Raw genomic sequence first — 23772 nt, 5'->3', positions numbered from 1 at the left:
TTCTCGGTGGAAATCTATGCCTTCTCCGGGTCAGCTCTCAGTGGAAATCAACACCTGGGGCTCAGATCGTCGCGGTGACGGTGGAGGTGACGATCGGGATGCCCGTGCCGGCGCCGACGCCGACGCCGACCGGAATCGCGACCTGCCCGAGGCTGAAGCGGCCCGACGCCAGACCGACCACGCCGCCGGCGAGCGACAGCACGGTGATGATCTTGCCGCCGGAGCCCTCGAGGAAGTCCGTGAACTTGGTCAGCGCGGTGTTGAACGTCGCATCGGCGCCGGCGAACGCCGGGTGGGACGCGGCGGCCGCGATGCCGATGCCGACGGCCGCCAGTGCGGCGGTCTCGGCATGGCGGCTCAGAATGATGAGCTTCTTCATGGAACGAGGTCTCCTTCGAGTGGGTTCTTTGATGCGCCCACATGAAGGCTGATAGATGCGCCGGCGGGGCCACAACCCGCGACCTATGGAACGAGCGCCTGGAAAGGGAATTTAGCCGCAAAATTTAGCGACCAGTCATCCAAGAGCCATTTCCGACCGTATATCGACCCAGATTCTGAGGTGCCTGACCCATTTTCCGGGTCGTCTGGTTCGGAAAGTGGGTCAAGTGACCCACTTTTTGGGTTGGCCTGAATCGGCGTGCGTCGGTGCCGAATCGAAGATTACGAGATCCGGCGCGCGGGTTCCTGACGACAGGTTGTGGACGGACGAGTAGCTTAGGGAGTTCGGATGAACGACGATGAGAATTTCATGGTTGGTGAGGAAAGGTCTATAGATCTTAACATCTCGGACCATTATTTTCGGCTTACGACCGAAGGGGTTCGTCTGCATTCAAATCTCGAGGGCCGCTACACTTCTTTAAGTGATATAGTGAACGACCGGGCGAGACTCGCTTGTTCCATCGTGAAAGCTTACGAGGTCGATGATCTCCGAAAGCATCTGCACTTCATTCCGGCGGATGGTGACGTTTCGATAAAGCTGACGATCCTTGAAAATAGCGCCGAGTCGATTGAACACGCTATTCCGCAACTGACCGAGGCGCTTGGATCCTCCGTTCGCTTTGGCGAAGCAGTGTCGCTACTGCTTTTCGATTGGATTGCGGAGCGTCACTCGACGGAGATCGTGATGAAACTGGGACTCTCCGCGGAGGAGGCCGAGTTATACAGCCAGTCGTTCAGGCGACGCCGCAAATAGTACAGCAACGTAACAATCCGTTTTGGATCGTCTACAACGCCTCTGCCGGTTTTCGGTTGCAAAAGCCTTTTCCAAAAGATTAAAAACCTGCAGCGGGGAGGGCTTATTGGTGAGCGTAACGCTGCAAGTAATCGAGGCGGAGCTAGAGGCGCCAGCCTTGGTCGTAGGGTTTCCCGACTACATTGTTGCGAAGCTGAAGCTCGAGAACCGGAGCCAGCGCTGGCTTGCGGATGAGACTGGCATTAGTCGCTCGCGCATGCAGCGTCTCCTCTGCGGGGACCCTGCGCAACGCAAACCGCTGCGCCTGCAGGAAAAGCAGGCTATCTTCGAGGCATTGAAGGTCGACGAATACGCCGCAACCTTGGCGACCGAGCTGATGGGGCTCGACGCCGAAAGCGAGTTTGAGGCGACCGTGGCGATCGCGTCCATGCTATCTGGCTTGTTCAGGGGGCTGATGGGCCAGGTGGCGACGGCTCTCCGGCACATCAAGGGCTTCGAGCACCATGATATTCGCGAAGAGTATGGCGTGGTGATGAAGGACGCCGTCGTGCGGACGATCCAGACCAACTTCCAAGAGATCGCTGCTCGCCGGGGGCTACGCCTCGATCAGCTTTTCGCGTCCGATCGATCCAGTCGGTAGGGCCTAGCACCCGCGGGCAAGGCGCAAGGGGCTCCACCCCCAATTATCGAGTCTAGCTCGATAGACTTGACGCCGGAATTCCACGCAGGTTCTCAACACCCATAGGTTTGCCGAGCCGGGTGCCCGTCTTCCGGCCGAGACGATTCACCCGATAGCACGAGGAGCGGCCGCCAGCCGCGCGACGTTCTACTCGAAAGCACGAACATTTCCCTCGCGTTCTACCCGAAAGCACGAGCCTTAGGACGCGCCCCCCCCGCCCCCCTTGATAAGCTTGGCCTTCGTCCGCCGCCGAATCGTGCCCTTGAGGCGTGTCGTGGTCAGAGTGGGCGGGATCGGCCGGGACCGCATGCCCCGACGGTGCCACATCAAGTGCAGGGAGATGCCGTGCTGACATGAAAAACCCGGCCGGAGCCGGGCTTTTCGGGGTGCCCGCTAGGGGCGAGGAAGCAATCACCACCTAGCTGAACCCTTCAGATCTCACAAGCTCGATGCGTAATTCGCGCCACGGGTTTCTGAGTCCGCACCGGCTCCCAAAAGGGGAGTTTTTGGACGATGACCTATGCCCTCCGTCCTGGAGCGGGTTTCCGCCGTTTCGATGTCGCCGCCGCGCAAGCGGGGGAGATCGCGAACGCATTCTGCGGCTTGCCGACAGGCGCCAGCCCTGGACAAGCCCTCGCGGCGTTCAAAAAAGCGGCAAGCTATCTCGACGTGCCCGCGCGTGTAGTGCAGCTGATGGACACCCTGTTCGCATGGACGAAGCCGGAGGACTGGCGGTCTGCGGAGACACCCATCGTATGGCCGCGTAACGACAAGCTCGCCCAAAAACTGGGCCTGAAGGTGCGGCAGGTGCAAAACCTCTTGAATACGGCTGTCGCGCTCGGCCTCATCAGCCATCGCGATAGCCCGAGCGGGCATCGGGGCGGGGTGCGGGCAGCCGACGGTTCGATCAAATGGGCCTACGGCATTGTCCTTAGCCCAATCGGCACCCGGATGGCCGAGTTTGTCGGGGTCGCGAAGCGGGGTGCGGAGGAAGACGAGTTGCTCGACGGGCTGAAGAGACGTCTGACCGCCGCGCGGCGTCGAACGGCAGCGCTAGCCCAGGCCGCCCTGGATCACGACGTCCCAGGATCAGGTGCTGACGAGGAGCTGGAGTTAGCACAGATGGCCGCAAGGCGGATGCGGGGCATACGGGACGTTGCCGTTCTGACTTCGTGTGTAGCCGATCTCGAAATCCGTAGCCGGGCCCTCGAGGCTCGTATTGCCGAAGCTCTTGACGTCGCAGGCCATGATGGAACAGGCAATAATACGATAGAGACTGCATCCACGCATGGTGACGATTGCATGCGCTCTACAACTACAAATCAACTCAAAACTGCTAAAGCAGTTACAAGTAGCAGCTTATCAATTAAAAGTAGCTTGACCCAACGAGACTCGGTTGCGCTTGCATCAACCCCCGTGGAGGATGATCTGGAGAAACATGGGATCGACCCTGACTTTATCGAATCCGTCGCGTCCGGGTTGTTCGGAGCAAGGGAGGAGGGCCGCAAGAGTTGGGGAGAGATCATTCATTTGGCGGAGGAATTGGTTTTTCGGCATAGAATTCATCGGCATGTCTGGAGCGAGGCCAGCCGCCTGATGGGCCCGCGTGGTGCCGCAGCCGCGGTGATCGCTACGCTCCAGAAATACCAAGCCGGCGATGTCGACCGCCCAGGTGCCTATCTTCGCGGCATGAGCGAGCGAGCGTCCAAGGGCGAGTTGAACCTCGGCAGGACGTTCCATGGTCTGAAGGATGTCGGTCATTCCGTCGCTATGACGGCGATCCGCGAGGGTGGTGATTCGTTGCCATTCGGCGCTTTGGCGAGGTCCGCCATACAGCGGCAGCTCGTGCTATCGGGTAAGGTGTCCGGCTCAGGCGCGGAAAACCGCGCGCGGGCATGAATACGGCGACGGATCACCCGAAAGCACGAGTCTTGCATTCGTTTCGCGGCCAAGGTGAACCCGGCGGGCCAGCGCAAACCCCGCGGAGGTCTGAAAGCTCGTGCTTTTGGGTAGATCGTTGCTTGAATCGGTGCGTCGTCCTCGTCCAGCCGCTATAGAACGAAGAATGATCGAGCGCCGCCCAGAGGGGGATGTGATGGCAAGCAAAGCGGTGGTGGTGCGGCAAGGCAATCTTTTCCAGCCCGACAGCCCCCTTCGCGGCAAGGTGCGCGGCGAGCGTAGCGTCATGGACTTTCCGTTCTTCGCGCTCTCGAAGCAGCCGGTCCAGAAGGAGCTACAGTTCACAATCGGCTCCGCAAGCATTGAAATCCGACCGAGCGCCACCGGGATAGCTACGATGTACGACAAGGAGATCATCCTCTACGTCGCATCCCTGATGGCGCAGGCCAAGAAAGAGGGGAAGATCGTCGAGAAGGACTTTACGTTCACCGCGCACGATTTCTTTCGCATCACGGGTGTCGCTCGACCGTCGAAGCGGGATTATGACCGTTTTACGGACGCCCTCGAGCGGCTTCAGGGAACCCAGATCAGAACGAATATCCAGACTGGCTCCAAGATCGAGAAGGGCTGGTTCTCGTGGCTGTCTGAGGCGACGGCGGAATATGCGGTTTTGCCAAACGGCGAGCAGGGTCCGTTGCGGGTCGTTCAGGTCCGGCTATGTCCCTGGCTGCATCGCGCCATCGAGAAGGACGGCCATATCTACCATTACCACCACGAATACTTCCGATTGGGCACGATCGAGCGTCGTCTTTACGAGATCGCGCACTGCCACTGCGACGGGGAGGCGATCGAGCTGCCGTTTGAGATGCTCGCCAGGAAGGTTGGCTCGACCGGTTCCGCGCATCGCTTCAAGCAGCATCTACGATCGGTGGAGGCGGACGACGCCCTTCCCGAATACAAGATCACCCTTCGTGATATCGTCCCTTCGGAGGCACGCTACGACACGCGCGGTCGGCGCATCAGCACGCCGGACATGATGGTGATGTTCACACCCCGAAATCGCGCACCGTTGGCACAGATCGAGGCCGTTTAGCGGGCCGCGATGACCTCCGGGTGGGGTCCCTCTCTGGTGGCAGAGATCCGCTGCCAATGGCTCAGGATGGAGGCCACATAGACCTGGGTTTCGGTTATGGCGGGGATAATGCCATTGCGGACACGACCAGGACCGGCATTGTAGGCGGCGAGCGCAAGCTCGACCCTGCCGAACCTGTCGAGCTGCTGCCGCAGGTAGCGCGCGCCGCCGCGCATGTTCTGAAGCGGATCGTAGCGGTTCACACCGAGAGCCGATGCCGTGCCCGGCATGAGCTGGGTGAAGCCGAAGGCCTGCTTGGTCGAGATGGCCGCCGGATCGTAGCCGCTTTCCCGGAGGATCATGGCGTCGAATAGGCCAACGGGGATGCCCTGTTCGCATGCGACGCTGCTCATCAGCCCGTAGTAGGCAGCGCGTCGACGCTCGGCCGCCGCGGGAAGGAAGCCCGAGGGACGGTAGGCGGAGGCGCCACATGCGGGGACGAAGGTCATCGTCGCGGGCATGGGCGTGATCGTGCGCATCCAAGCCGGAACCGAAATTGACGAGGTGAGAGCCACGGAACCGGCCGACGCCGGCACCGCCGACAACGAAGTGTTCTGATCGGACGTCATCTCGGCGAGCGCGCGCACCATTCGGAACTCCACGGCGCGCCGGCTCAACTCATTGACCTGAAGGACTAGTGCCTGGGGAACAGCGGAGGCTGCAACATCGGCGGAAGCTGAGGCGGCCACGCCAGAGCTGCTCCCGATCGAGATCAACTCCACGGAGCGTTGTACGGTCGGGTGCAATGATCGAGCATATCCTGCCGATCCGCAGATTTCGGTGGCCAAGACTGGAATCAGGAGCGACAACTTCTTCATCGAAACAGCCCTGCTATGCTGGTTTCAGTTGACTGGAGATCAGTGCGCTTCCGATTGTCAAGAGGGCGAACCGGCCTCGAAGAGCACCGGAAGGCTCGCCTAGGAGCTGTCCTATGTGGCTCATCGATCGCGATACCGATGGGATTGACGCCAGCCGGATCCTGCTGCCCGCGCCGCTGCAGCAGGCGCTGGTGCGCTGGTATGTCGGTGGAGGCACGCATCACGACGAACAGGCCGGGATCACGCTCGTCCAGCAGGCGCGCATCGGTCACAAGTGGATCGCGTGCGACTGCCTCGATCAGGGTGCTCGGCCGCCGATCCTGACCCCCGCGTTCCTGTCGGAGGCCGACACCTACTATCTCCGCCGCCTCACCAGCTCGAAGCGGCCGGAGCATCGGTCCGATTGCCCGTTCTTGCGCAACCAGGTGACCCTCCGCATCATCGAGGCGCGGTTGAGGATGACGCCGGCGGATCCGCCGTCTGGCTTCTTCGAGGTGCTCCGGCCGGCGCCGGAGCGGCTTGCCCAGGCACCGGACGACGACACCAACGATGATCGCCATCGCCATCGCCATCGCCACGCCTCGACGCCGCGGCTGGCACGTCTGTTATGGCGACTGATGGACGCCGGCGGCGCCAGCCTTGTGGCCCCGCTCCGCTATGGGGACGAGTGGTCGATTAGGGCGGCCTTCGCGAACCTCGGCGCGGCCGCGGCCAAGACCGAAATCGCGCCCCGCTTCGAGCTGGCGCGCGCCTTTTGGACCAACCCGCGGGCCCTGCAATCGAAGGCGACCTATGCCCAGTTGCGGGAACTGGCCAAGCACTGGCCTAAGGATCACGCGCCGCAAGGGTTCCTGCTGCTCTACGTGCCGCACTTCAAAGGCCACGAGATCACGCTGCCGGACGGCACCACCATCGGGATCGCCAACCGGATCCAGTCCCCGTCGGTCCGCGGCAACCACATCCCCGGCCCCTATCTCGTGCTGGTCGTCATCGGCGAGTATCCCGAGTCCCGGGGCTATGCCCCGCTCCGCGCCTATGCCCAGCCGATCTTCAACGGCTGCCGGTTCGTGCCGGTCGAGAGCGACTTCGAGCGGAAGACGATGCGCTGCCTGCTCGATTGCCAGAAGATCCTCCACGTCCACGGCGTCGACGCCGCAATCGGGAAGCCGCTGTTCGACACCATGACGCGGCTAGGGCCGTGTCGACCGGACTTCATGGTGGAGGCGCGTTCCCGCACGACGGGAGAGGTGCGGACACTGGTGATCGAGGCGATGAGCTTCGATACCGACGATTATCACGCCGCCAAGGCGGTGACCCATCCGCGAATGCAGTTGCTGGGAGACCTGCTGACGTTCACGCCGCACGAAGTCGACGGAAACGAGGCCCAGGCCAAGGTGCTGGCCGCCCTCGATATCTAGGGGTCAGCTCCAGCTGAGCGTGGCCGTGAACCAGCCTACAATGCCGAGGGTGACCGGCGTCGAAAGGATGTAGAGCTTCTGCCAGCGCCACCAGACCTTGGGCAGGAACAACGTCGCGCCGCGAACGGACCCCAGCTCGCTCGAAACCCGATCTTTCCAAAGGCCATGGAGCGTCATGCTGACGGACAGGGTCATCGCCATCGCGCAGCATAGGGCGGTCGCCATATAAATGGCGGTCCAGTTAGCAATCTCAACAGGGCTGAACTGCGACATCGAGACCTCGATTTTAACGTCGGTTGCAAAGCGCCGCGAAGACGGGACGGTTCCGTTCTAGTGATAACCATGAGATTTTAGCGGACCGTAAACGTCCACGAGGCTCAACAGGGAGAGGGGGAGGGGTGAGGTTAGCGGTGGGATTGTCCACGCCGCGGCCGCCGGCTGTTCCAGCCGGTCAGCGAGGACCTGTCATGCCCCGCACCATTCTTGCGATCCGCGATCCGGGATCCCCCGACCATGTCAGCTTCCATGACGACGAAGCGGAGGTTCGCGGCGAACTGGCGGCCTATGTTCGTCGCCAGCGTCCACCGGGTCGCGCCGTCCATCCGCTGGATGACGGCGAAGCAGTCACGGCCTGGTTCGGTGACCGGCGGTCGAAGTATGCCATCGGCAAGGTCACCGTCCCACTAACGGCGGGGCCAAGCTCATGACCCTGATCGCAAACCGGCCGTCTCAACACATGGTCAACCTGGTCGGCGCGCTCGGTGGCACCTGGCACGGCAACACCGCCATGTGTCGCTGTCCGGCGCATTCCGACCGGACAGCCAGCCTATCGATCCGGCAGGGCGACCGCGGCTTGCTGGTCACCTGCTTTGCCGGATGCGAGGCGGAGGACGTGCTGCGGGAACTGTGGAGCATCCCGATCTCCCGCCGCTATGTGCCTCCTCCGGTCGAGCCCGCCACCCGCACCGCGAACATCGACCGTCTGTGGTCGGATGCCCGTCCTGTCCTGGGCACACTCGGCGAGCGCTATCTTTCGAGCCGGCATCTCCTGCCACTGCCGACCGATGTGCGCTTCCACCCGCGCTGTCCGTTGGGACCACGACCGATCACGCGGTTTCTGCCGGCGCTGCTGGTCGGCGCGCGCGAAGGTCGCCACCTGGTAGCGTTCCAGCGCATCTTCCTCGATCCGAAGACCGCCGCATATACGGAGAAGGCAACTCTCGGCACGCTTGGCCATGGCCTGTGGCAGGGCGGGGGTTTCGCGTCGACGATCGGGCTCGCCGAGGGCTTCGAGACCGCCCGCGCCTGGTCGTTGATCCGGGGCCATCCCTGCTGGGCGACCTTCGGCTCCCGTCGCCTCGACTCCGTGGACGTTCCCGCCAGCGTCACCCGCCTGATCCTCGCCGGCGACAATGATCTCGCCGGGCGGCGAGCCGTCGCGCGCGCGCTGGAGGCCTATGCCGGCCCCGGCCGCACAATCGAGGTCGACGTTCCGGACCGCCACAAGGATTGGGCACAGGTGCTCGAGGCGCAGGAGAGGGAAGGGGGAGTGGGCGGGTGAGGCCGCCGCAGTGGTGGCAAGACCAAGGAGCGCCATCATGCCCGACCTGCTTGACCTCCCTGCCGTCGACGAGCTCCCTGCCGCCCGGTCAATCGCCACGCTGCTCGCCTCCGGCGCCTCGATCACCCGTAAGGATCTCAATGCGGCGATGACCGCGGCGCATGGCGCGTCGGACGCGGACGGCCGTTGGACGCAGCGCGACAGTTTCGAGCTGCTGGAGCATGCGACCGCCCTGTACCTCGTCTCTACGGGCCTGCCTCTGACCAGCTTCGCCGACGTCGCCGACGCCAGCGCGCTGATGGAACGCCTGCCCACACAGACGGTCCGCAGCGAGGAGCAGCTGGATCTCCAGCAATTCTCGACGCCCGCGGACATCGCCGCGATCGCGGTCCTGCTGGCGGCGATCGGGTCTAGCGACATCGTGCTGGAGCCGAGCGCTGGCAACGGCCTCCTGATAGCGCAGGCGCCGACCGCAGCCGCGCTGCAGCTGAACGAGCTCGACCCCAGGCGGCGCGCGCGTCTCACCAGCATCTTCCCGGCCGCCACAATCACCGGGCATGATGCCGCGGCGCTGGTCAGCCTCCATGCCAGCCTCCCGCGGCCGACCGTCGTGCTGATGAACCCGCCCTTTGCGCGCAGCCTCGGCCGCGGCACCGACGATCTCGCCGCCATGCGCCACCTGCAGGCCGCGATCCGGCGCGTCGCACCGGGCGGACGAGTAGTGGCGGTCATGCCCGATTGGTTCACGCCCAGCGACCGCGTGCGCGCAGCCTATGAAGCGGTGCTGACCGGCTGCACGGTGCGGACCTCGCTCCGGATGGAGAACTGCTACCGCAAGCACGGCACCAGCATTGCCGTGCGTCTGTACGTCATCGACAAGGTGCCGGGCGCGACCACGCCGGTGACCATCCAGCGCACGTCGGTCGCCGGCTTCCTCGACGTCCTGGACGTGCCGACGCGCGCCGTCGTGGTGGGTGAAACCCCGAAGCCGAAGGCGGTCATCCAGCAGCCGGCGCTGTTCGGTGCGGCGCGCGCGACCAGGGTCGCCACGCCCCGGCCGTTCCATGCGCCAGTTCGCAACAACGTCCTGCCGGTGGGCTATCAGACGCTGCCCACCCCGGCTCCGCTCGCCGAGCAGGTCGGCGTCTACCTGCCGTACCGGCCCTCCCGCATCGTCTTCGACGTCGCCGGCGAGCACCCGACCGCGCTGGTGGAGTCGGTCGCAATGGGCTCGATCCCGGCGCCAATCCCCGCTCATCTTCCGCACCTGCCCGAGCGTACCGTCACCGAACGGCTGCTGTCCTCCTCGCAGCTGGAGACGGTGGTCTATGCCGGTCATGCCTGGAGCCAGTTGATCCCCGGCAGCTTCGTACCCGCCAAGGAGGGCGTTGGGCTGACGATCGACCCGGCCGGACGACGCTACCGCAAGGGCTTCTTCCTCGGCGACGGCACGGGCGCCGGCAAGGGCCGCCAGGTCGCCGCCTGCATCCTCGACAGCTGGCTGGCGGGTCGGCGCCGCCACATCTGGGTCAGCAAGAACGAGCCGCTGCTCGAGGACGCGCGCCGCGACTGGACCGCGCTGGGCGGCCTGTCGGCCGACGTCCAGCCCGCCTCCAACTGGAAGATCGATCAGCCGATCGCGCTCGATGAGGGCGTGCTGTTCGTGACCTACCCGACGTTGCGCTCCTCTCGCGGAGACGCGAGCCGGCTGCAGCAGATTATCGACTGGGCCGGTCCCGACTTTGACGGCGTGATCGCGTTCGACGAGGCGCACGAGATGGGCGGCGTCGCGGGCGGCGAAGGCGCGCTTGGCGCCAAGGAGGGCTCGCAGCAGGGCATCTGCGGCGTGCTGCTCCAGAACAACCTGCCCGACGCGCGCGTGCTCTACGCGTCGGCAACCGGCGCCTCCGACGTCAACAACCTCGCCTACGCCGTCCGGCTCGGCCTGTGGGGACCGGAGACCGCGTTCGCCGATCGCGAGGCGTTCATCGCCGAGATCCGCAAGGGCGGCATCGCCGCGATGGAGCTCGTCGCACGCGACCTCAAGGCGCTTGGACTCTACACCTCGCGCGCGCTCAGCTTCGCCGGCGTCGAGTATGAGGTGCTGCGCCACGGCCTGACCCCGATCCAGATCGAGATCTACAACAGCTATGCCGAGGCATGGGCGATCATCCACCAGAACATGGAAGCGGCGCTCGAGATGACCGGCGTGGTCGACCGGCTGAAGAACGAAACGCTCAACAGCGGCGCAAAGGCCGCCGCCCGCTCGCGGCTCGAATCCACCAAGCAGCGCTTCTTCGGCCAGGTGCTGCTGGCGATGAAGCTGCCGACCGTCATCCCTGCAGTCGAAGAACACATCCGTGCCGGGCAGTCGGTCGTGCTGCAGCTGGTGACGACGGCCGAGGCCATCCTCGACCGCCGGCTGTCGCAGATGTCGGCCGAGGAGCGCGCCGACCCTGTCATCGACCTCTCGCCCACCGAGTACGTGGTCGACTACTTGATGCGCGCCTTCCCGACCCGGCAGATGCAGCCCTACACAGACGACACCGGCGCGGTTCACTCGCGGCCGATGGTCGACGAGGGCGGTCAGCCGGTCCACAACCCCGACGCGCTCGCCGCCCGCGATGGCCTGATCGAGCAGCTGTGCGCGCTGCCGCCGATCAAGTCGGCGCTGGACGCGCTGATCGAGCATTTCGGGACCGATCAGGTAGCCGAGGTGACCGGACGGTCGAAGCGCTTGGTGGCAGGTGACAATGGTCGGCAGAAGATCGAGACCCGGAGCGCTCGCACCAACCAGGTGGAAGCCGCCGCGTTCATGGCCGGCACCAAGCGCATCCTGGTGTTCTCGGACGCGGGCGGCACAGGACGATCCTACCACGCCAGCCTCGACGCGGTGAACCAGCAGCAGCGGGTCCACTTCCTGCTCGAACCGGGCTGGCGCGCCGATCGCGCGATCCAGGGGCTCGGCCGCACCCACCGCACCCATCAGGCGTCGACGCCGCTGTTCCGGCCGGTGACCACCGACTGCAAGGGCGAGCTGCGCTTCACCTCGACCATCGCGCGCCGGCTCGACAGCCTCGGCGCGCTCACCCGCGGGCAGCGGCAGACCGGCGGTCAGAACCTGTTCGACCCGGCCGACAATCTGGAGAGCGAGTACGCCAAGGACGCGCTGGTCACCTGGTTCCACCTCCTCAACAGCGGCAAGCTGACGAGCACGACGCTCGACGACTTTTGCTCACGCACTGGCCTTGAGATCCACGACAAGGATGGCGTGCTGAAGGACGAGCTCCCGCCTATCCAGCGCTGGCTCAACCGGCTGCTCGCGCTGGCCATCCCGCTCCAGAACGCGATCTTCGACGAATTTCTGGCGCTGGTGGAGACGCGCGTCGCCGCGGCGCGTCAGGCCGGCACGCTCGACGTCGGCGTCGAGACGATCACGGCCGACACCGCGACCCTGATCGACGATACCATCCTGCGCACCGACCCGCTGTCCGGCGCGACCTCGCACCTCCTCACGATCGAGATCGCGCGCCGCAAGACGCCGATCTCGCTGGAGCGCATCCTCGACCGGGCCGCCTACGACGACGACGCGATGTTCGTCGTCAACGCCAAGTCGGGCAAGGTCGCGCTACGCATCAGGGCGCGGCCGTGGATGGACGAGGACGGCAAGCCGATCCCGCGCGCCGAGCTGCAGCGTCCCTGCCGTCGCGAGTATATGGGCGAAACCGACCTGTTCGAGAGCGCCTGGGAGCCGATCAATCGCTCGGATTTCATGCACGCCTGGAGTGCCGAGGCGGCCGAGGCCGCAAACCAGATCGACACCGAGACGGTGCGGCTTGCGACGGGCCTGCTGCTGCCGATCTGGTCGGCGCTGCCGGCGGACTCGATGGCGGTGAACCGCATCGTCGACGATGCCGGCAACAGCTGGCTCGGCCGCATCGTCTACGACCACAGCGTCGCGCAGCTCTACACCCGGCTCGGCATCGCCAAGGCCGACGAGCTTGATCCCAGCGTCATTGCTCAGGCGGTCATGGCGGGCCGGGTAATCGACGTGACGCGGCCGTTCCCGCTGACGATCAAGCGATCGCTTGTGAACGGGACGCAGCGACTGGAGCTGGTCGGCGCGCCGGCAAACCAGCTTCCGTGGCTGAAGTCGATCGGCTGCTTCACCGAGATCATCGCCTACCGCACGCGCCTGTTCGTACCCGCCCCGACCGCTGACGCGATCCTCACGACACTCCTGGCATAGCCGTCGGCTCGACCACCATGGTCGTATCTCAACGGCCCGCCATCGGCGTGGCGGGCCAGGGCGACCGGGCGAAAGAGAGAGGGGGAAGAGCTGGGGTGTCCGGAAATAGCCGGATCCCAGCAAGAAGGTGTTTCCCCATGATCCAGACCGTGAAGCTCGCCAGGCTCGTGCCCTCGGACCTGAACGTCCGGAAGACGCGCGACGAGGATACCGAGCAGTTCGCCGCCAGCATTCTTGCCATGGGCGTGCTGCAGAACCTGATCGTCACCCCGCTCAAGAAACCGCGCGGCTCGTTCGGCATCGTCGCCGGCTACACCCGCTACGCGGCGCTGATGCTGCTCGCCGCCCGCGGCGACATCGACGCGGCCGACTACGATGTGCCGGTGAAGCTGATGACCGGCGACGACCTGTCGCTGTCCGAAGTGTCGCTGACCGAGAACTTCCAGCGCCGCGACATGACGCCGGCCGACGAATGCCGCGCCTTCGACCTGATCCTCTCCCAGGGCGGCGACCTCGATGCCGTGTCGAGGAAGTTCGGCGTCACCCGCCGGTTCGTGGAAGGCCGGCTGCGGCTCGCCAAGCTGGCGGCGCCGATCTTCGAAGCGCTGGCCGAGGGCCGGATCACGCTTGATCTCGCCAAGGCCTATGCCTCGACCGAAAGCCACGATCGCCAGCTCAACGTCTGGAACGCCTACGGCCGGATGAGCCACTATGGTGCCGACAGCATCCGTCGCCTGATCGCCAACGAGTCGATGAAGTCGACCGACCCCGTCGCGACCCTGGTCGGCGCCGACGCCTATGTGGCGGCAGGCGGCGTCATCGACCGCGACCTCTTCACCGAAGCCGGCGACAAGTGGACCAAGCCGGAGGTCGCCCAGACGCTCGCGGCCGCGCTGATGGAGGCGGAAGCCCAGCGGCTCGGCATCGAGCTGGGCCTGGCCTGGATCCGCCCGATCGCCAGCCCCAGCAGCTACGAGGCGACCCGCACGCTACACGAGGTCGAGGTGCCGACCCGTCCCATGACGGAGGACGAGCAGGCGACGGAGATGCGCCTCGAGGAGCGTCTCGGCGAGATCGAGACCGAGATGGAAGCGGGCGAGGTCGACGAGGAAACGGGTGCCGCGCTCGAAGCCGAAGCCGAGGCGATCGAGGAGCAGCTCGGCCAGCTGCAGGCCGGCCTGCAGGTCCTGCCGCCCGAGGTCGCCTCGCGCGTCGGCACCTTCCTGACGCTCTCGCGCGACGGCCAGATGGAGCTGGACGAGCGCTTCTACAGCGAGACGCCGCTGACCATCACGATGGTCGAGCCGGGGCCGGTCGAGGGCGGCGACGCCGAAGGCGAGGCAGGCGATGGCGAAGTGGCTGCTCCTGTCGCCAGCCCGACGTTCCACGTCGAGGAAGGCAACGCGCCCACCCGGAGCGGCGCGTCGGCTCCGGTCGATCCGGACGCTGCGGCGCCGGGCGGCAAGGCGCTCAGCCAGGTACTGCTCGACCAGCTCGCGGTCCAGCGCCGCGACGTGCTCGGGGCGGCGCTAATCGCCAATCCGACGCTCGCGCTCGACTATATGCTGTTCGCTATGGTCGACGGCCGCACCATGGGCGGATCGGGCGATGGCACGACGATCTCGGCGTCCAAGCCGCAGGATCCGGTGCTGTCGAACAACGTGCCGGGCTCGCGCGCGCGCGACTGCCTCGCCAAGGTGCACGACGGGCTTGATGCCTCGTGGGGCGTGCCGGGCAGCAAGGTGGCGCGGTTCGAGGCGTTCCGGGCGCTCGGCGACGAGGCCAAGGCGGCCTGGCTTGCCTGGATCGTGGCGACGTCGCTGGAGGCCAAGGAGCTCTACGGCAGCCACAAGCAGAACCCGCTCCAGAACCGGCTCGCGACCATCCTCGAGGTCGACGTCGCCAGCTGGTGGCGGCCGACGTCGGAGAACTTCTTCGACCGCGTGTCCAAGGGCACCCTGCTCTCGCTCTTGGACGATGTCGGCGGCCCGGCGCTGTCGGGTCGCCATGCCAGCAGCAAGAAGCCCGAGATCTCGGCGTCGTGCGAGAAGCTGTTCGCTGGCGACGCGATCGTCGAGGCCGAGGTCAAGGAGGCGGCGCTCGCCTGGGTGCCCGCCGCGATGCGGTTCAACGAAGCCGCGTACACCGACGAGGACGAGGACGGAGGGGACCTCGAAACCCTGATCGGCGGTGACGACGAGGACGGGTCGGCCGGCGACGATCTCGCCGCGCTGGTGGGCGACGGTCCGGACGACGACGGCGAGCCGGCGATCGGGGAGGATCGGCCGAGCCCCGACGATGGTGACGAGGGCGAGGTCACCGGCATCGACGACGATGACGAGGAGCACCAGCTGCTCGCAGCCGAGTAGCCCGCCCCCCGTATCTGCTGGGCACCTGCCGCCGGCGCGCTCCCGAGGCCGCCGGCGGCCTTCTTCCGTCACCCGTTAGGATGCCTGCCATGGCCCACCTGCCCACGAACAGCCGCGAGATCGCGGCGACCATCACCGACACCATCATCGCCCGCCTCGACGCCGGCACGCTGCCGTGGCGCCGCGGCTGGTCCTTGACCGGCGAGGGCGGACGGCCGCTCCGCCATGAGGGCACGCCCTACACAGGCATCAATACGCTCTGGTTGTGGGCGACCGCCGAGGAGCGGGGCTACCGCAGCCGCTACTGGATGACGCGACGACAGGCCGAAGAGCTTGGCGGCCGGGTCCACCGCACCGCCCGCGCCTCCATCTCGGTCTATGCCTCGACCTTCCGCAAGGCGGGCCGGCCGACGCTCACGGGCGAGGCGACCGCGGCGCTGATCCGCTTCCTGCGCTCGTACCTGGTCTACAATGCCGACGAGGTCGAGGGCCTGCCGGCCTACTATTATGCCCGCGAGGTGCCGCCGACCCCGCTCGCGCTGTCGCAGCGGCAGGAGGCGATCAACAGCTTCTTCCTGTCGATTCCGGCCGCGGTCCGGCATGGTGGGGACCAGGCCTATTTCTGCCCGGGCACCGACCACATCCAGTTGCCCCGCCCCGGCGCCTTCCGCTCGGCCGACGCCTACGCTTCCACCCGTGGTCATGAGTCCGTCCACTGGACGGGGTACGGTGCCCGGCTCGACCGCACGTTCGGCAAGCGCTTCGGCGACCAGGCCTATGCCATGGAAGAGCTGGTCGCCGAGCTCGGCAGCGCGATGATCTGCGGCGAGCTCGGCCTGCCGACCGAGCTTCACGACAGCCACGCCAGCTACATCGACCACTGGCTGCGCATCCTGAAGGCCGACAAGTCCGCGATCTTCGTCGCCGCTACCAAAGCCGAACAGGCGATCACCTACCTCCGCAGCTTCGCCGCCGCATCCGACCGGATCGCGGCGTGACCCCCCTTCATCAGGAGACCCCATCATGGGATGGCTCTACATGCACCGCCTCCACATGGACGGACACCCGACGCCCAAGGCGTATCTCGATGCGCAGTTCACCTACAGCCGGAAGTACGAGGACGGCAGCACCTATGCCATGCGCGTGCTCGACAGCGCCTGCGTCGGCAACCGCGTCTGGTACGGTGCCGCCCGCGTCGAACGCAGCGGTCAGGATTCGTACGTGATCGCGCTCGTGTGCCTGGTCCGCTGGAACCCGCGCGACAAGGAGGGTCTCCACCTAGGGTACAAGGACATGGAGGAGTCCATGGGTCCGTGCGAAGCCGAATGCCCCGAGCGCATCCTGCGGCTGCTCACCCCGACGACCAACGAACACGCGCTGGAATGGCGCCGGCGCTGCCGGGACCGCCTGCGCCTGCGTTCCCGAAGTATTGAGGATGGCATGCACATCCGGCTGACTGAGCCGCTGACCTTTACCGACGGCCATGTCGGGTCGGACTTTATTGTCGTGAAGAAGGGAGCCTCGTTGAGCTTCCGCCCCGCCAGCGGTCTCGGCCGCTACCGCATCCGCAACTTCCGCGATCTCGCCTATGAGGTGGTGCCACAGCTGAAGGTGCATCGCACTGTCTTCGTCGCCCCGTCCGTCACTCCAGCCTGACGAGAACCGCCATGCCGAATCCCGCACCCCTCTCGCCGCTCAGGCGACACCTGTGCAGCTACGATCATGCGGCGCGCGTCGCCGGCGCCATGGCGGACGCCGGTCTCGACGTCGCGATCGAGTCGACCGTCAACCCGCTCCAGCCTTGGCGGATCGTCGAGACGCCGAGCGAAGCGGCCGAACCGAGGATCCTCGCATGCGCGTGATCTGGCTCGCGTAACCTGGATCAAAGCGCTGTCTCGTAGCGCCGTCCGGATAGCCGATCGCCGCAATCCTGAGATCGCCACATCCAGGCCTGCCCTAACAGGTACACAGCTGCTAACGCCGGCCCATGCTCGCTACGCTGATCAAGCGCCGCGCCGATCGTGATGCGCGTGCCATCAAACGTCTGGCCCTTATCGACGCCGAGATCGTCGGATTGGCCGACGAGGACCTCCTCGATCTCGTGGACATCTTCGCCAACGCGCCCGGATCTGCGATCGGAGCGGTCGCGACGACAGAAATGACACGGCGAGGCATCAGCCTTTAGGCCCTGACTGCCACGGCGACGGCAGCAGACTTCGTGCTATCGAGTACCAAACGCCCAATCGGCTTAGGCGCCCCCGAGACCACGCAGCGCGACGACAACGTTAGTCGTCTTTCCGCCAGCGGCTTCGACCATCCGCACCCATTGCACCGCCTGAAACGGAAACTTCTCTCCGGATTCAGGCAACATCTTTCCGATCGAAGCCGGGCTGCGGAGAGGAGGGGGAGTGGGCTGGCGAGCGTGACGATGCGCTCGACATGCACGGTAGCCGCCCGATGAACTTCGACACCGCGCACCGCCACCAACAGGCGCTCGACCCCAGCGCGCTCACTACCATCCGCACGACGATGCACGCGATCGAGCAGGGCATCATCGACTGCCGCAACGCTGGCGTGGATCCCGATACGGACCCCGCGGTCGTGCTGCTCGCGCGTCACTTGGCGGTCGTGTCCAGCAACCGTGCCAACGACACCGTACTGCAGGCTGTCTGCCGGCGTCGTCTCGCGGAGATCAAGCGCTTCCCCGCGCTGCTCGTGCTCGCGATCCACGGGGTGGCCTATGAAGCGGCCGCGAAGGATCGCTTCCACACGGATGGCCGCAAGGCGTTACGCCTACTGGCGCAGGCCCTGGGTCTCGCTCCGGACACCTACTCCGTCTCGTCGTGGATGGGCGACGCATCGCAGTCCGGCGCCGTGACGTTGGTCAGCGACACTATCTCGGTGACGCTCCGGGTGGGTGGTCTCCATAAGGGCTGTGGGCTGGCCTATCGCGCGATACGGGGCGGCGTCGAACAACCTCCCCGCTTCGCGACCATCCACGCCCTCCTCGATCCGCAGCGCTTCGCGGACCGGCTGCGCCGCGACCTCGTGCCGGGGCGTACGGATGTACTGCCGGCGCAGAAGCTGCTCACGGCCTGATCGCCTTGCCTCTTCACAGCGCTCGCTGTTGGGCGTCGCTTTGACCCTTGATCGCTGGTAGATTCCGCCAACTGGGAGGTCTGCAATGAGCCGTCATGTCTTTCCGGGCCACACCGGCGCGACGTCCGTCGCGCTCGGATGGGATCGCCCGCTGAGCACCTTCTTCGTCCAGGTTTTCCGCCCTGACCCCGATGAGGAGGGCGAGGAGACGAGCTTTATTTGGACGGGCACCGCTCGCGGCGAGCTTTCCAGCCCTGCCGAGGCGATCGAGATCGCCCGCCCGTGGGCCAATCTTCCCGATGATCTCGGTCGCATGCTGGAACTCGACCGGCTGAAGACCAGCGCCACGGGCGACGGTCTCGCCCAGGCCGCGACCAAACGCTGGATAGAGCGCACCCGGGACTAAAAGGAGGGTGGGTGAGGGCGATCGATCCGCTTCTGACCGTCGCCCGCGGGCGTGGATGTCGTCACGATAACGATCTCGCGCGCGGCGAGCGGATGCTGGTCGAGGCACGAGCGGGATGGCTCTACGGCCTGGATCGGGCCTTCAGGAGAGCGGAGCGGGGGGAACCGTTAATGGCGGTGCGTAACCGACGTCGACTGCTCTCGATCGGCGCACAGCGTCCAGGCTCAAGGGAGCGCGCTTCGATCCAGCCCAGTTGCCGCGAGCCGCGCTCGGGCGACCGATCCAGTCGCAGCTTGACCAGCAGGTCGTCGAGATCCTGGGAGCAGGGTGATCACGACGCGCGTGTGCTGGTTGAACGGGAGGGTATCGAATTGTATATCCCACTGGCATATCCGCTCGTTGAGAGACTCCGATCATGACCCGGACCACGATCTTTCAATCCAACCGCTCCCAGGCGGTGCGTTTACCGAAGGACGTCGCCTTTCCACACGGCATCAGGGAGGTCGCGATCGTGCGCGAGGGCCAGCGCCGGATCATCGTCCCCGCTGACCGAAGCTGGGACGACTTCTTCGACCGCCCCGGCGTCGATCTCGCGGACCGCGTCGACCAGCCGGCGCAGGCCCGGGAGACGTTCTGATGCTGCGCTATATGCTCGACACGAACCTGTGCATCCGCGTCCTTCGCGATCGGCCGCAGCTTGTGCGGGAGCGCTTCAACGTCGAGGCTGACGGGCTCAGCATCTCGACGATTGTGCTGACGGAGCTCCTCCACGGTGCCGCCAAGTCGAACCGACCGATCGAGACGCGCCAGGAGGTTGAGCGTTTTGCGAACCGTCTGGAGGTGCTGTCGTTCGACGAGGACGCCGCGGCGCATGCCGGCGAGATCCGGGCGACCCTCGAGCGGGAAGGGCGCTCGATCGGCGGCTATGACGTCCTGATCGCGGGTCATGCGAGGAGCAGGGGCCTGATCATCGTCACCGGTAATCTAGGTGAGTTTCAGCGCGTCGACGGTTTGCGCTGTGAGGATTGGCTACCAGGATTGTCACGCTAGGTCGCGACGCTGTTTATTACAAGTTTGCGAAGTCTCTTAACTCTGAACAGGAGCTAGCACAATGGCCGATCGCGTTCCCGCAGCCATCACCGTGGGTGCCACAATTGCCGCCGCTCTCATGCCGGAGTTCATCAAGACGGTCAAACTTGAGGACCTCTCGACCGAATGGGATGGTGAGCCCTTTGACGAGCAGCAGCTACTGCTCGACAATCCATTACATCTTTACGCACAAGAGGTAGCGAATGGTGAATTCAACGAACTTGAAGAGTTCTGTCGTACGGACGGCCTTGCATTCCGGCGCTGGTCGGGCGGTTCGTCTGGTTCCTTCCTGCCCGAAATCGTCGTCTGGACAGGTCAGGGCGAGCGTCACGTTTACAGGGCGGATGAAGACGAGCACGCCGTCATCACAGCCGAGGATGCCCGGCAGCTGGGCAGCTACGACGCGATCCTTGGTTATTTTGCGGACGCGGCGTTCGATGTGCCGCCATTCCGGGTCGGCTAACCCGCCAGAGGGCATTGAGGCGTCAGGTTCATTACCGGCACTTCTGATTACCGGCCGCAATCGTAACGTTAAAATTCTGATCCCATTGCTGGGGAGGTGACGGAACGTCGAGCATTGCGCGTTGTGCTGAACAGGAGTATATGCATGGCATATACATTGGAGAGCAGTTGTGGCTCAGCCCGTACCCCAGTCTGACGTGCGTGAAGCGAAGCTCTTCCGCAACAATCGTAGCCAGGCGGTGCGCATTCCGGCCGAGTTCGAATTTTCAGGCAGCAGCGTGCTCATTCGCAAGGATGGCACGAGGCTCATCATCGAGCCTCAGCCGAAGCCCAACCTCACTGATCTCCTGAAGTCTTTCGCACCGCTCGATGCCGAGGACGAGTTTCCCGAGGATATCGACGGCACCCTTCTGCCGCTTGCCCCGATCGATCTATGAGCCTGCGCCGCTACATGCTCGACACGAACATCGTGTCGGACCTCATGCGCAATCCGCAGGGTCGCGTGTTCGATCAGATCGTACGCGTGGGTAGCAACCGTATGTGCGTCAGCATCATCACTGCCGCGGAGCTGCGCTATGGCTGCGCCAAGAAGGGCTCGCCCAGACTGCTCGCCCGCGTCGAGGCAATCCTCGGCTCGATCGATGTCCTACCTGTTAATATCCCCTCGGATGCGGAATATGGCGGCATCCGGGCGGAGCTTGAAGCGGCTGGCAAGACGATCGGACCAAACGACTTGCTGATCGCCGCTCATGCGTACGCGATCGGTGCCACGCTCGTGACGGACAACCTCGATGAGTTCAGCCGCGTGCGGGGCTTGACCGTCGAGAACTGGCTCACAAACGAGCCCGAAAACACGCCGGAAATCACGGTCCGATAATACTTCTTATGTTAAATCAAAGGCTCATGTCTATCAGAGCCGGATACAAGAACCCGGCACGCAGGTCCAGTGCGCGACATTCGGCCGTCCGACGTCGCTGATGGCGGCCGTCCGCGCCATCGGGCTGCGCGCGCACCTTCAATGGCACGGGCGTGTAGTCGCGAGGTGAGCACCAGCTCATGCGAGAGTTGCTCGACCGCGTGGCCGATCAGCCGCACTGACCCACAACCCGCCATTCATGGCACCTGCGCCGCTTCTCAACTACCGCCGCTCGTTCAGGCTGGACCAACGGGGCCAATCACCTCCCAATCTGGTCAAGCCTTGCCAGCGCCTCGTTCGGCAATCGCAGCGACGCGGCCGCCACGTTCTCGCGCAAGTGCTCGACCGACGATGTGCCGGGGATGAGCAGGATGTTGGGCGACCGCCGCAGCAGCCAGGCGAGCGCCACCTGCATCGGCGTCGCGCCAAGCCCTGCAGCGACCTCGTCAAGCCGCGACGACTGGAGCGGGCTGAACCCGCCGAGCGGGAAGAACGGCACGTAGGCGATGCCGTCCGCCGCGAGCGCATCGATCATTGCGTCGTCTTCGCGATGCGCGAGATTGTACTGGTTCTGCACACACGCGACGGGCGCGATCCCCCTCGCTTCCACGACCTGTCGCTCCGTTACGTTGCTGACGCCTAGGTGGCGGATCAGCCCTTCCTCGCGCATCGCCGCCAGCGCCGCGAAGGGAACTGCGATCGAGCCTTCGGTCGGGCCCTGGTTGCCGCCGCCCAGCATGGCGCGGAAGTTGACTACCTGCAGCGCGTCCAGCCCCAGGTTGCGCAAATTGTCTTCGACCGCACGACGCAGGTCGTCGGCGGATGCCGCGAGGTTCCAGGATGCGTCGTCCCCGCGCACCGCGCCGACCTTGGTGACGAGGACGAGGTCGTTCGAATAAGGGGCGAGCGCCTCGCGGATCAGCGCGTTGACGACATGCGGACCGTAGAAGTCGCTGGTGTCGATATGGGTGACGCCCGCCGCCACCGCCTCGCGCAGCACGGCGAGCGCGGCGTCGCGGTCCTTCGGCGGCCCGAACACGTGCGGTCCGGCGAGCTGCATGGCGCCGTAGCCCATCCGGCTCACCGCGCGATCGCCGAGAGTGAAGCTGCCTGCCTGGTCGATGGTGTGCATGGTGCGTCTCCTTCCCGCCCCAGCTAGGGCTTGGCGGCCGCGGCGATAATCCGGCATGATCCGCACGGGCCGTGCGGAAAGACGAACAATGAACCCCGGCCTCGCCGATCTGAACGCTTTCCTGGCCGTGGCCCGCGCCCGCGGCTTTCGCGAGGCGTCGCGCACGGCGGGTGCCAGCGCCTCCACGCTGAGTGAGGCCGTCCGCCGGTTGGAGGCGTCGCTCGGCGTCCGCCTGCTCCACCGCACCACGCGCAGCGTGACACCGACTGAGGCAGGCGCCCGCCTCATCGAGCGGCTCGCGCCGGCGCTGGAAGAGGTAGCGGCGGCCCTGGGCGCGGTCGACGACCTGCGGGAGGGGGTGACCGGCACACTCAGGCTGAACGTACCGGTTAGCGCCGCGCGGCTGACGCTGCCGACGATCCTGCCGGGCTTCCTCGCAGCGCACCCCGGCATCATGGTAGAAATCGTCGCCGAGGACGGCTTCGTCGACGTGCTGGCCTCGGGCTGCGACGCCGGCATCCGCTATGACGAGCGGCTGGAGCAGGACATGATTGCGCTGCCGATCGGCCCGCGCGTGCAGCGTTTCGCTACCGCCGCCTCGCCAGCGCACCTGGGCCAGCACGGCCGTCCCACGCATCCGCGCGACCTGCTCCGCCACCCTTGCATCCTCGGCCGCTTCGCCAGCGGCCGGCTGACATCTCCCTGGGAGTTCGAGCGCGACGGCGAGTTGATCCGCATTGAGCCGCATGCCCGGCTCACCGTCGGGATCGGTGGTGCCACCGATCTTGCCGTCGAGGCGGCAATCGCCGGGGTCGGCGTGATCCACCTGTTCGAGGGCTGGCTGCAGCGACATCTGAAGAGCGGCGCCTTGCAACCGGTGCTTGAGGATTGGTGGAAGCCCTTCTCAGGCCCGTTCCTCTATCACTCCAGCCGCCGGCTCGTACCGCCACCGCTCAAGGCCTTCATCGATCACATTCGTGGCATGACATGACGACCCAAAAGTCGCCACTCGTGGCCACTTTTGAGCCTCCCGACTTCAGACGTTGGTTCATGTTGATCTCGCAACCAATTTTGACCACCAAGGCTATACGGAGACTGGCCGGGACTTAACGGGAGTGTCCGACTCTCGCCGCTACCGTCAATCGCGATTTCTGACGGCGTTGACGTGACCCTCGTTTCTTTATTCACCCGACCCTAGAGACCGGCGCTCGAAAGGGACGGACGGAAAAAGGCGAAAGCAATCTTCGGAAGAGTAGATCATCACCATGCTGAAGGAGGCCGACGAGGGCGCAGTGGTGACGGGTAACTGCTCACGGGGTTGGCGCATGACGGCTTGATCAGGCGACTGCGA

Annotated in this window: 25 protein-coding genes; 21 read left to right on the top strand and 4 right to left on the bottom strand. The window is 65.3% G+C overall.

All coding sequences use genetic code 11. From position 1 onward, the window contains the following. Positions 1 to 61 precede the first annotated feature (61 nt). Positions 62 to 379, bottom strand: a complete 318-nt coding sequence (locus tag ACFE65_RS15130) for a TrbC/VirB2 family protein (RefSeq protein WP_375383200.1) — start codon at positions 377 to 379, stop codon at positions 62 to 64. A gap of 348 nt (positions 380 to 727) precedes the next feature. On the opposite strand from ACFE65_RS15130, the gene ACFE65_RS15125 reads away from it, so the two are divergent. The 4 genes from ACFE65_RS15125 to ACFE65_RS15110 all read left to right on the top strand — a co-directional run bounded on the left by ACFE65_RS15125 (position 728) and on the right by ACFE65_RS15110 (position 4863). After that, positions 728 to 1192 carry a hypothetical protein gene (locus ACFE65_RS15125; RefSeq protein ID WP_375383199.1) on the top strand — a complete coding sequence of 155 codons (465 nt, stop codon included), beginning with the start codon at positions 728 to 730 and terminating at the stop codon, positions 1190 to 1192. A 109-nt stretch (positions 1193 to 1301) separates the two neighbouring features. Beyond that, positions 1302 to 1832 carry a hypothetical protein gene (locus tag ACFE65_RS15120; protein ID WP_375383198.1) on the top strand — a complete coding sequence of 177 codons (531 nt, stop codon included), beginning with the start codon at positions 1302 to 1304 and terminating at the stop codon, positions 1830 to 1832. 552 nt (positions 1833 to 2384) lie between these two features. Then, on the top strand, positions 2385 to 3770 hold the full coding sequence (gene repC / locus ACFE65_RS15115; protein ID WP_375383197.1) for a plasmid replication protein RepC: 1386 nt from the start codon (positions 2385 to 2387) through the stop codon (positions 3768 to 3770). A 166-nt stretch (positions 3771 to 3936) separates the two neighbouring features. Then, positions 3937 to 4863 (top strand): replication initiator protein A, encoded by a 927-nt coding sequence (locus ACFE65_RS15110; RefSeq protein WP_375383196.1) that lies wholly within the window; start codon positions 3937 to 3939, stop codon positions 4861 to 4863. Here ACFE65_RS15110 and ACFE65_RS15105 read toward each other — a convergent pair. Further along, positions 4860 to 5492 (bottom strand): lytic transglycosylase domain-containing protein, encoded by a 633-nt coding sequence (locus tag ACFE65_RS15105; RefSeq protein WP_375383195.1) that lies wholly within the window; start codon positions 5490 to 5492, stop codon positions 4860 to 4862. The two genes, ACFE65_RS15110 and ACFE65_RS15105, sit on opposite strands and share 4 nt — an antisense overlap. Positions 5493 to 5833: 341 nt before the next feature. On the opposite strand from ACFE65_RS15105, the gene ACFE65_RS15100 reads away from it, so the two are divergent. Then, positions 5834 to 7138: a hypothetical protein gene (locus tag ACFE65_RS15100; protein WP_375383194.1), complete on the top strand. Its 1305-nt coding sequence runs from the start codon at positions 5834 to 5836 to the stop codon at positions 7136 to 7138. Positions 7139 to 7141: 3 nt separating this feature from the next. Here ACFE65_RS15100 and ACFE65_RS15095 read toward each other — a convergent pair whose 3' ends face one another. Further along, complete coding sequence (locus ACFE65_RS15095) at positions 7142 to 7333, bottom strand: hypothetical protein (RefSeq protein ID WP_375383193.1); 192 nt, start codon at positions 7331 to 7333, stop codon at positions 7142 to 7144. A 272-nt stretch (positions 7334 to 7605) separates the two neighbouring features. Between ACFE65_RS15095 and ACFE65_RS15090 the strand changes: the two genes are divergently transcribed. The 15 genes from ACFE65_RS15090 (at position 7606) to ACFE65_RS15020 (ending at position 21250) form a co-directional block, all read left to right on the top strand. Then, positions 7606 to 7845 carry a hypothetical protein gene (locus tag ACFE65_RS15090; protein WP_375383192.1) on the top strand — a complete coding sequence of 80 codons (240 nt, stop codon included), beginning with the start codon at positions 7606 to 7608 and terminating at the stop codon, positions 7843 to 7845. After that, positions 7842 to 8699 carry a toprim domain-containing protein gene (locus ACFE65_RS15085; RefSeq protein WP_375383191.1) on the top strand — a complete coding sequence of 286 codons (858 nt, stop codon included), beginning with the start codon at positions 7842 to 7844 and terminating at the stop codon, positions 8697 to 8699. The genes ACFE65_RS15090 and ACFE65_RS15085 overlap by 4 nt, the downstream gene beginning before the upstream one ends. Positions 8700 to 8736: 37 nt before the next feature. Beyond that, positions 8737 to 12948 carry a strawberry notch-like NTP hydrolase domain-containing protein gene (locus ACFE65_RS15080; protein ID WP_375383190.1) on the top strand — a complete coding sequence of 1404 codons (4212 nt, stop codon included), beginning with the start codon at positions 8737 to 8739 and terminating at the stop codon, positions 12946 to 12948. 137 nt (positions 12949 to 13085) lie between these two features. Next, positions 13086 to 15317: a ParB/RepB/Spo0J family partition protein gene (locus tag ACFE65_RS15075; protein ID WP_375383189.1), complete on the top strand. Its 2232-nt coding sequence runs from the start codon at positions 13086 to 13088 to the stop codon at positions 15315 to 15317. Positions 15318 to 15406: 89 nt separating this feature from the next. Then, positions 15407 to 16315, top strand: coding sequence for an ArdC family protein (locus ACFE65_RS15070; RefSeq protein ID WP_375383188.1), 909 nt, complete (start codon positions 15407 to 15409; stop codon positions 16313 to 16315). Between the two features lie 25 nt (positions 16316 to 16340). Next, positions 16341 to 16973, top strand: coding sequence for a DUF6927 domain-containing protein (locus ACFE65_RS15065; RefSeq protein WP_375383187.1), 633 nt, complete (start codon positions 16341 to 16343; stop codon positions 16971 to 16973). An 11-nt stretch (positions 16974 to 16984) separates the two neighbouring features. After that, positions 16985 to 17179, top strand: coding sequence for a hypothetical protein (locus tag ACFE65_RS15060; protein ID WP_375383186.1), 195 nt, complete (start codon positions 16985 to 16987; stop codon positions 17177 to 17179). A 125-nt stretch (positions 17180 to 17304) separates the two neighbouring features. Then, positions 17305 to 17502 carry a hypothetical protein gene (locus ACFE65_RS15055; RefSeq protein ID WP_375383185.1) on the top strand — a complete coding sequence of 66 codons (198 nt, stop codon included), beginning with the start codon at positions 17305 to 17307 and terminating at the stop codon, positions 17500 to 17502. 272 nt (positions 17503 to 17774) lie between these two features. Next, positions 17775 to 18416: a hypothetical protein gene (locus ACFE65_RS15050; protein WP_375383184.1), complete on the top strand. Its 642-nt coding sequence runs from the start codon at positions 17775 to 17777 to the stop codon at positions 18414 to 18416. Between the two features lie 85 nt (positions 18417 to 18501). After that, positions 18502 to 18822: a hypothetical protein gene (locus tag ACFE65_RS15045; protein WP_375383183.1), complete on the top strand. Its 321-nt coding sequence runs from the start codon at positions 18502 to 18504 to the stop codon at positions 18820 to 18822. A gap of 415 nt (positions 18823 to 19237) precedes the next feature. Next, the gene (gene vapB / locus ACFE65_RS15040; RefSeq protein ID WP_375383182.1) at positions 19238 to 19459 is read left to right on the top strand and encodes a type II toxin-antitoxin system VapB family antitoxin; all 222 of its coding nucleotides are present in this window, start codon (positions 19238 to 19240) and stop codon (positions 19457 to 19459) included. Beyond that, positions 19459 to 19872: a type II toxin-antitoxin system VapC family toxin gene (locus ACFE65_RS15035; protein WP_375383181.1), complete on the top strand. Its 414-nt coding sequence runs from the start codon at positions 19459 to 19461 to the stop codon at positions 19870 to 19872. Before vapB ends, ACFE65_RS15035 begins: the two co-directional genes overlap by 1 nt. 61 nt (positions 19873 to 19933) lie before the next feature. After that, on the top strand, positions 19934 to 20374 hold the full coding sequence (locus tag ACFE65_RS15030; protein ID WP_375383180.1) for a hypothetical protein: 441 nt from the start codon (positions 19934 to 19936) through the stop codon (positions 20372 to 20374). A gap of 196 nt (positions 20375 to 20570) precedes the next feature. Next, the gene (locus tag ACFE65_RS15025; RefSeq protein WP_375383179.1) at positions 20571 to 20810 is read left to right on the top strand and encodes an antitoxin; all 240 of its coding nucleotides are present in this window, start codon (positions 20571 to 20573) and stop codon (positions 20808 to 20810) included. Continuing rightward, positions 20807 to 21250, top strand: a complete 444-nt coding sequence (locus ACFE65_RS15020; RefSeq protein WP_375383178.1) for a type II toxin-antitoxin system VapC family toxin — start codon at positions 20807 to 20809, stop codon at positions 21248 to 21250. The genes ACFE65_RS15025 and ACFE65_RS15020 overlap by 4 nt, the downstream gene beginning before the upstream one ends. A 298-nt stretch (positions 21251 to 21548) precedes the next feature. Here ACFE65_RS15020 and ACFE65_RS15015 read toward each other — a convergent pair whose 3' ends face one another. Beyond that, positions 21549 to 22421: an aldo/keto reductase family oxidoreductase gene (locus ACFE65_RS15015; RefSeq protein ID WP_375383177.1), complete on the bottom strand. Its 873-nt coding sequence runs from the start codon at positions 22419 to 22421 to the stop codon at positions 21549 to 21551. Positions 22422 to 22509: 88 nt separating this feature from the next. Here ACFE65_RS15015 and ACFE65_RS15010 point away from each other — a divergent pair, with 88 nt between their 5' ends. Beyond that, positions 22510 to 23412: a LysR family transcriptional regulator gene (locus ACFE65_RS15010; RefSeq protein WP_375383201.1), complete on the top strand. Its 903-nt coding sequence runs from the start codon at positions 22510 to 22512 to the stop codon at positions 23410 to 23412. The last annotated feature ends 360 nt before the right edge of the window (positions 23413 to 23772 follow it).

Source organism: uncultured Sphingomonas sp. (assembly GCF_964237335.1).
GTDB lineage: Bacteria > Pseudomonadota > Alphaproteobacteria > Sphingomonadales > Sphingomonadaceae > Sphingomonas.
Note: the sequence above shows the minus strand (reverse complement) of the source record. Positions and strands in the feature narration are given on the sequence as shown.

Bases quoted from the DNA above. Each gene is read 5' to 3' on its own strand.
- ACFE65_RS15055 (WP_375383185.1), top strand. From the start codon at position 17,305: ATGCTCGCTACGCTGATCAAGCGCCGCGCCGATCGTGATGCGCGTGCC.
- ACFE65_RS15030 (WP_375383180.1), top strand. From the start codon at position 19,934: ATGGCCGATCGCGTTCCCGCAGCCATCACCGTGGGTGCCACAATTGCC.
- repC (WP_375383197.1), top strand. From the start codon at position 2,385: ATGACCTATGCCCTCCGTCCTGGAGCGGGTTTCCGCCGTTTCGATGTC.
- ACFE65_RS15045 (WP_375383183.1), top strand. From the start codon at position 18,502: ATGAGCCGTCATGTCTTTCCGGGCCACACCGGCGCGACGTCCGTCGCG.
- vapB (WP_375383182.1), top strand. From the start codon at position 19,238: ATGACCCGGACCACGATCTTTCAATCCAACCGCTCCCAGGCGGTGCGT.
- ACFE65_RS15015 (WP_375383177.1), bottom strand. From the start codon at position 22,421: ATGCACACCATCGACCAGGCAGGCAGCTTCACTCTCGGCGATCGCGCG.
- ACFE65_RS15105 (WP_375383195.1), bottom strand. From the start codon at position 5,492: ATGGTGCGCGCGCTCGCCGAGATGACGTCCGATCAGAACACTTCGTTG.
- ACFE65_RS15110 (WP_375383196.1), top strand. From the start codon at position 3,937: ATGATCGAGCGCCGCCCAGAGGGGGATGTGATGGCAAGCAAAGCGGTG.
- ACFE65_RS15065 (WP_375383187.1), top strand. From the start codon at position 16,341: ATGGGATGGCTCTACATGCACCGCCTCCACATGGACGGACACCCGACG.
- ACFE65_RS15125 (WP_375383199.1), top strand. From the start codon at position 728: ATGAACGACGATGAGAATTTCATGGTTGGTGAGGAAAGGTCTATAGAT.
- ACFE65_RS15090 (WP_375383192.1), top strand. From the start codon at position 7,606: ATGCCCCGCACCATTCTTGCGATCCGCGATCCGGGATCCCCCGACCAT.
- ACFE65_RS15035 (WP_375383181.1), top strand. From the start codon at position 19,459: ATGCTGCGCTATATGCTCGACACGAACCTGTGCATCCGCGTCCTTCGC.
- ACFE65_RS15070 (WP_375383188.1), top strand. From the start codon at position 15,407: ATGGCCCACCTGCCCACGAACAGCCGCGAGATCGCGGCGACCATCACC.
- ACFE65_RS15130 (WP_375383200.1), bottom strand. From the start codon at position 379: ATGAAGAAGCTCATCATTCTGAGCCGCCATGCCGAGACCGCCGCACTG.
- ACFE65_RS15075 (WP_375383189.1), top strand. From the start codon at position 13,086: ATGATCCAGACCGTGAAGCTCGCCAGGCTCGTGCCCTCGGACCTGAAC.
- ACFE65_RS15095 (WP_375383193.1), bottom strand. From the start codon at position 7,333: ATGACCCTGTCCGTCAGCATGACGCTCCATGGCCTTTGGAAAGATCGG.
- ACFE65_RS15060 (WP_375383186.1), top strand. From the start codon at position 16,985: ATGCCGAATCCCGCACCCCTCTCGCCGCTCAGGCGACACCTGTGCAGC.
- ACFE65_RS15010 (WP_375383201.1), top strand. From the start codon at position 22,510: ATGAACCCCGGCCTCGCCGATCTGAACGCTTTCCTGGCCGTGGCCCGC.
- ACFE65_RS15100 (WP_375383194.1), top strand. From the start codon at position 5,834: ATGTGGCTCATCGATCGCGATACCGATGGGATTGACGCCAGCCGGATC.
- ACFE65_RS15080 (WP_375383190.1), top strand. From the start codon at position 8,737: ATGCCCGACCTGCTTGACCTCCCTGCCGTCGACGAGCTCCCTGCCGCC.
- ACFE65_RS15085 (WP_375383191.1), top strand. From the start codon at position 7,842: ATGACCCTGATCGCAAACCGGCCGTCTCAACACATGGTCAACCTGGTC.
- ACFE65_RS15050 (WP_375383184.1), top strand. From the start codon at position 17,775: ATGAACTTCGACACCGCGCACCGCCACCAACAGGCGCTCGACCCCAGC.
- ACFE65_RS15020 (WP_375383178.1), top strand. From the start codon at position 20,807: ATGAGCCTGCGCCGCTACATGCTCGACACGAACATCGTGTCGGACCTC.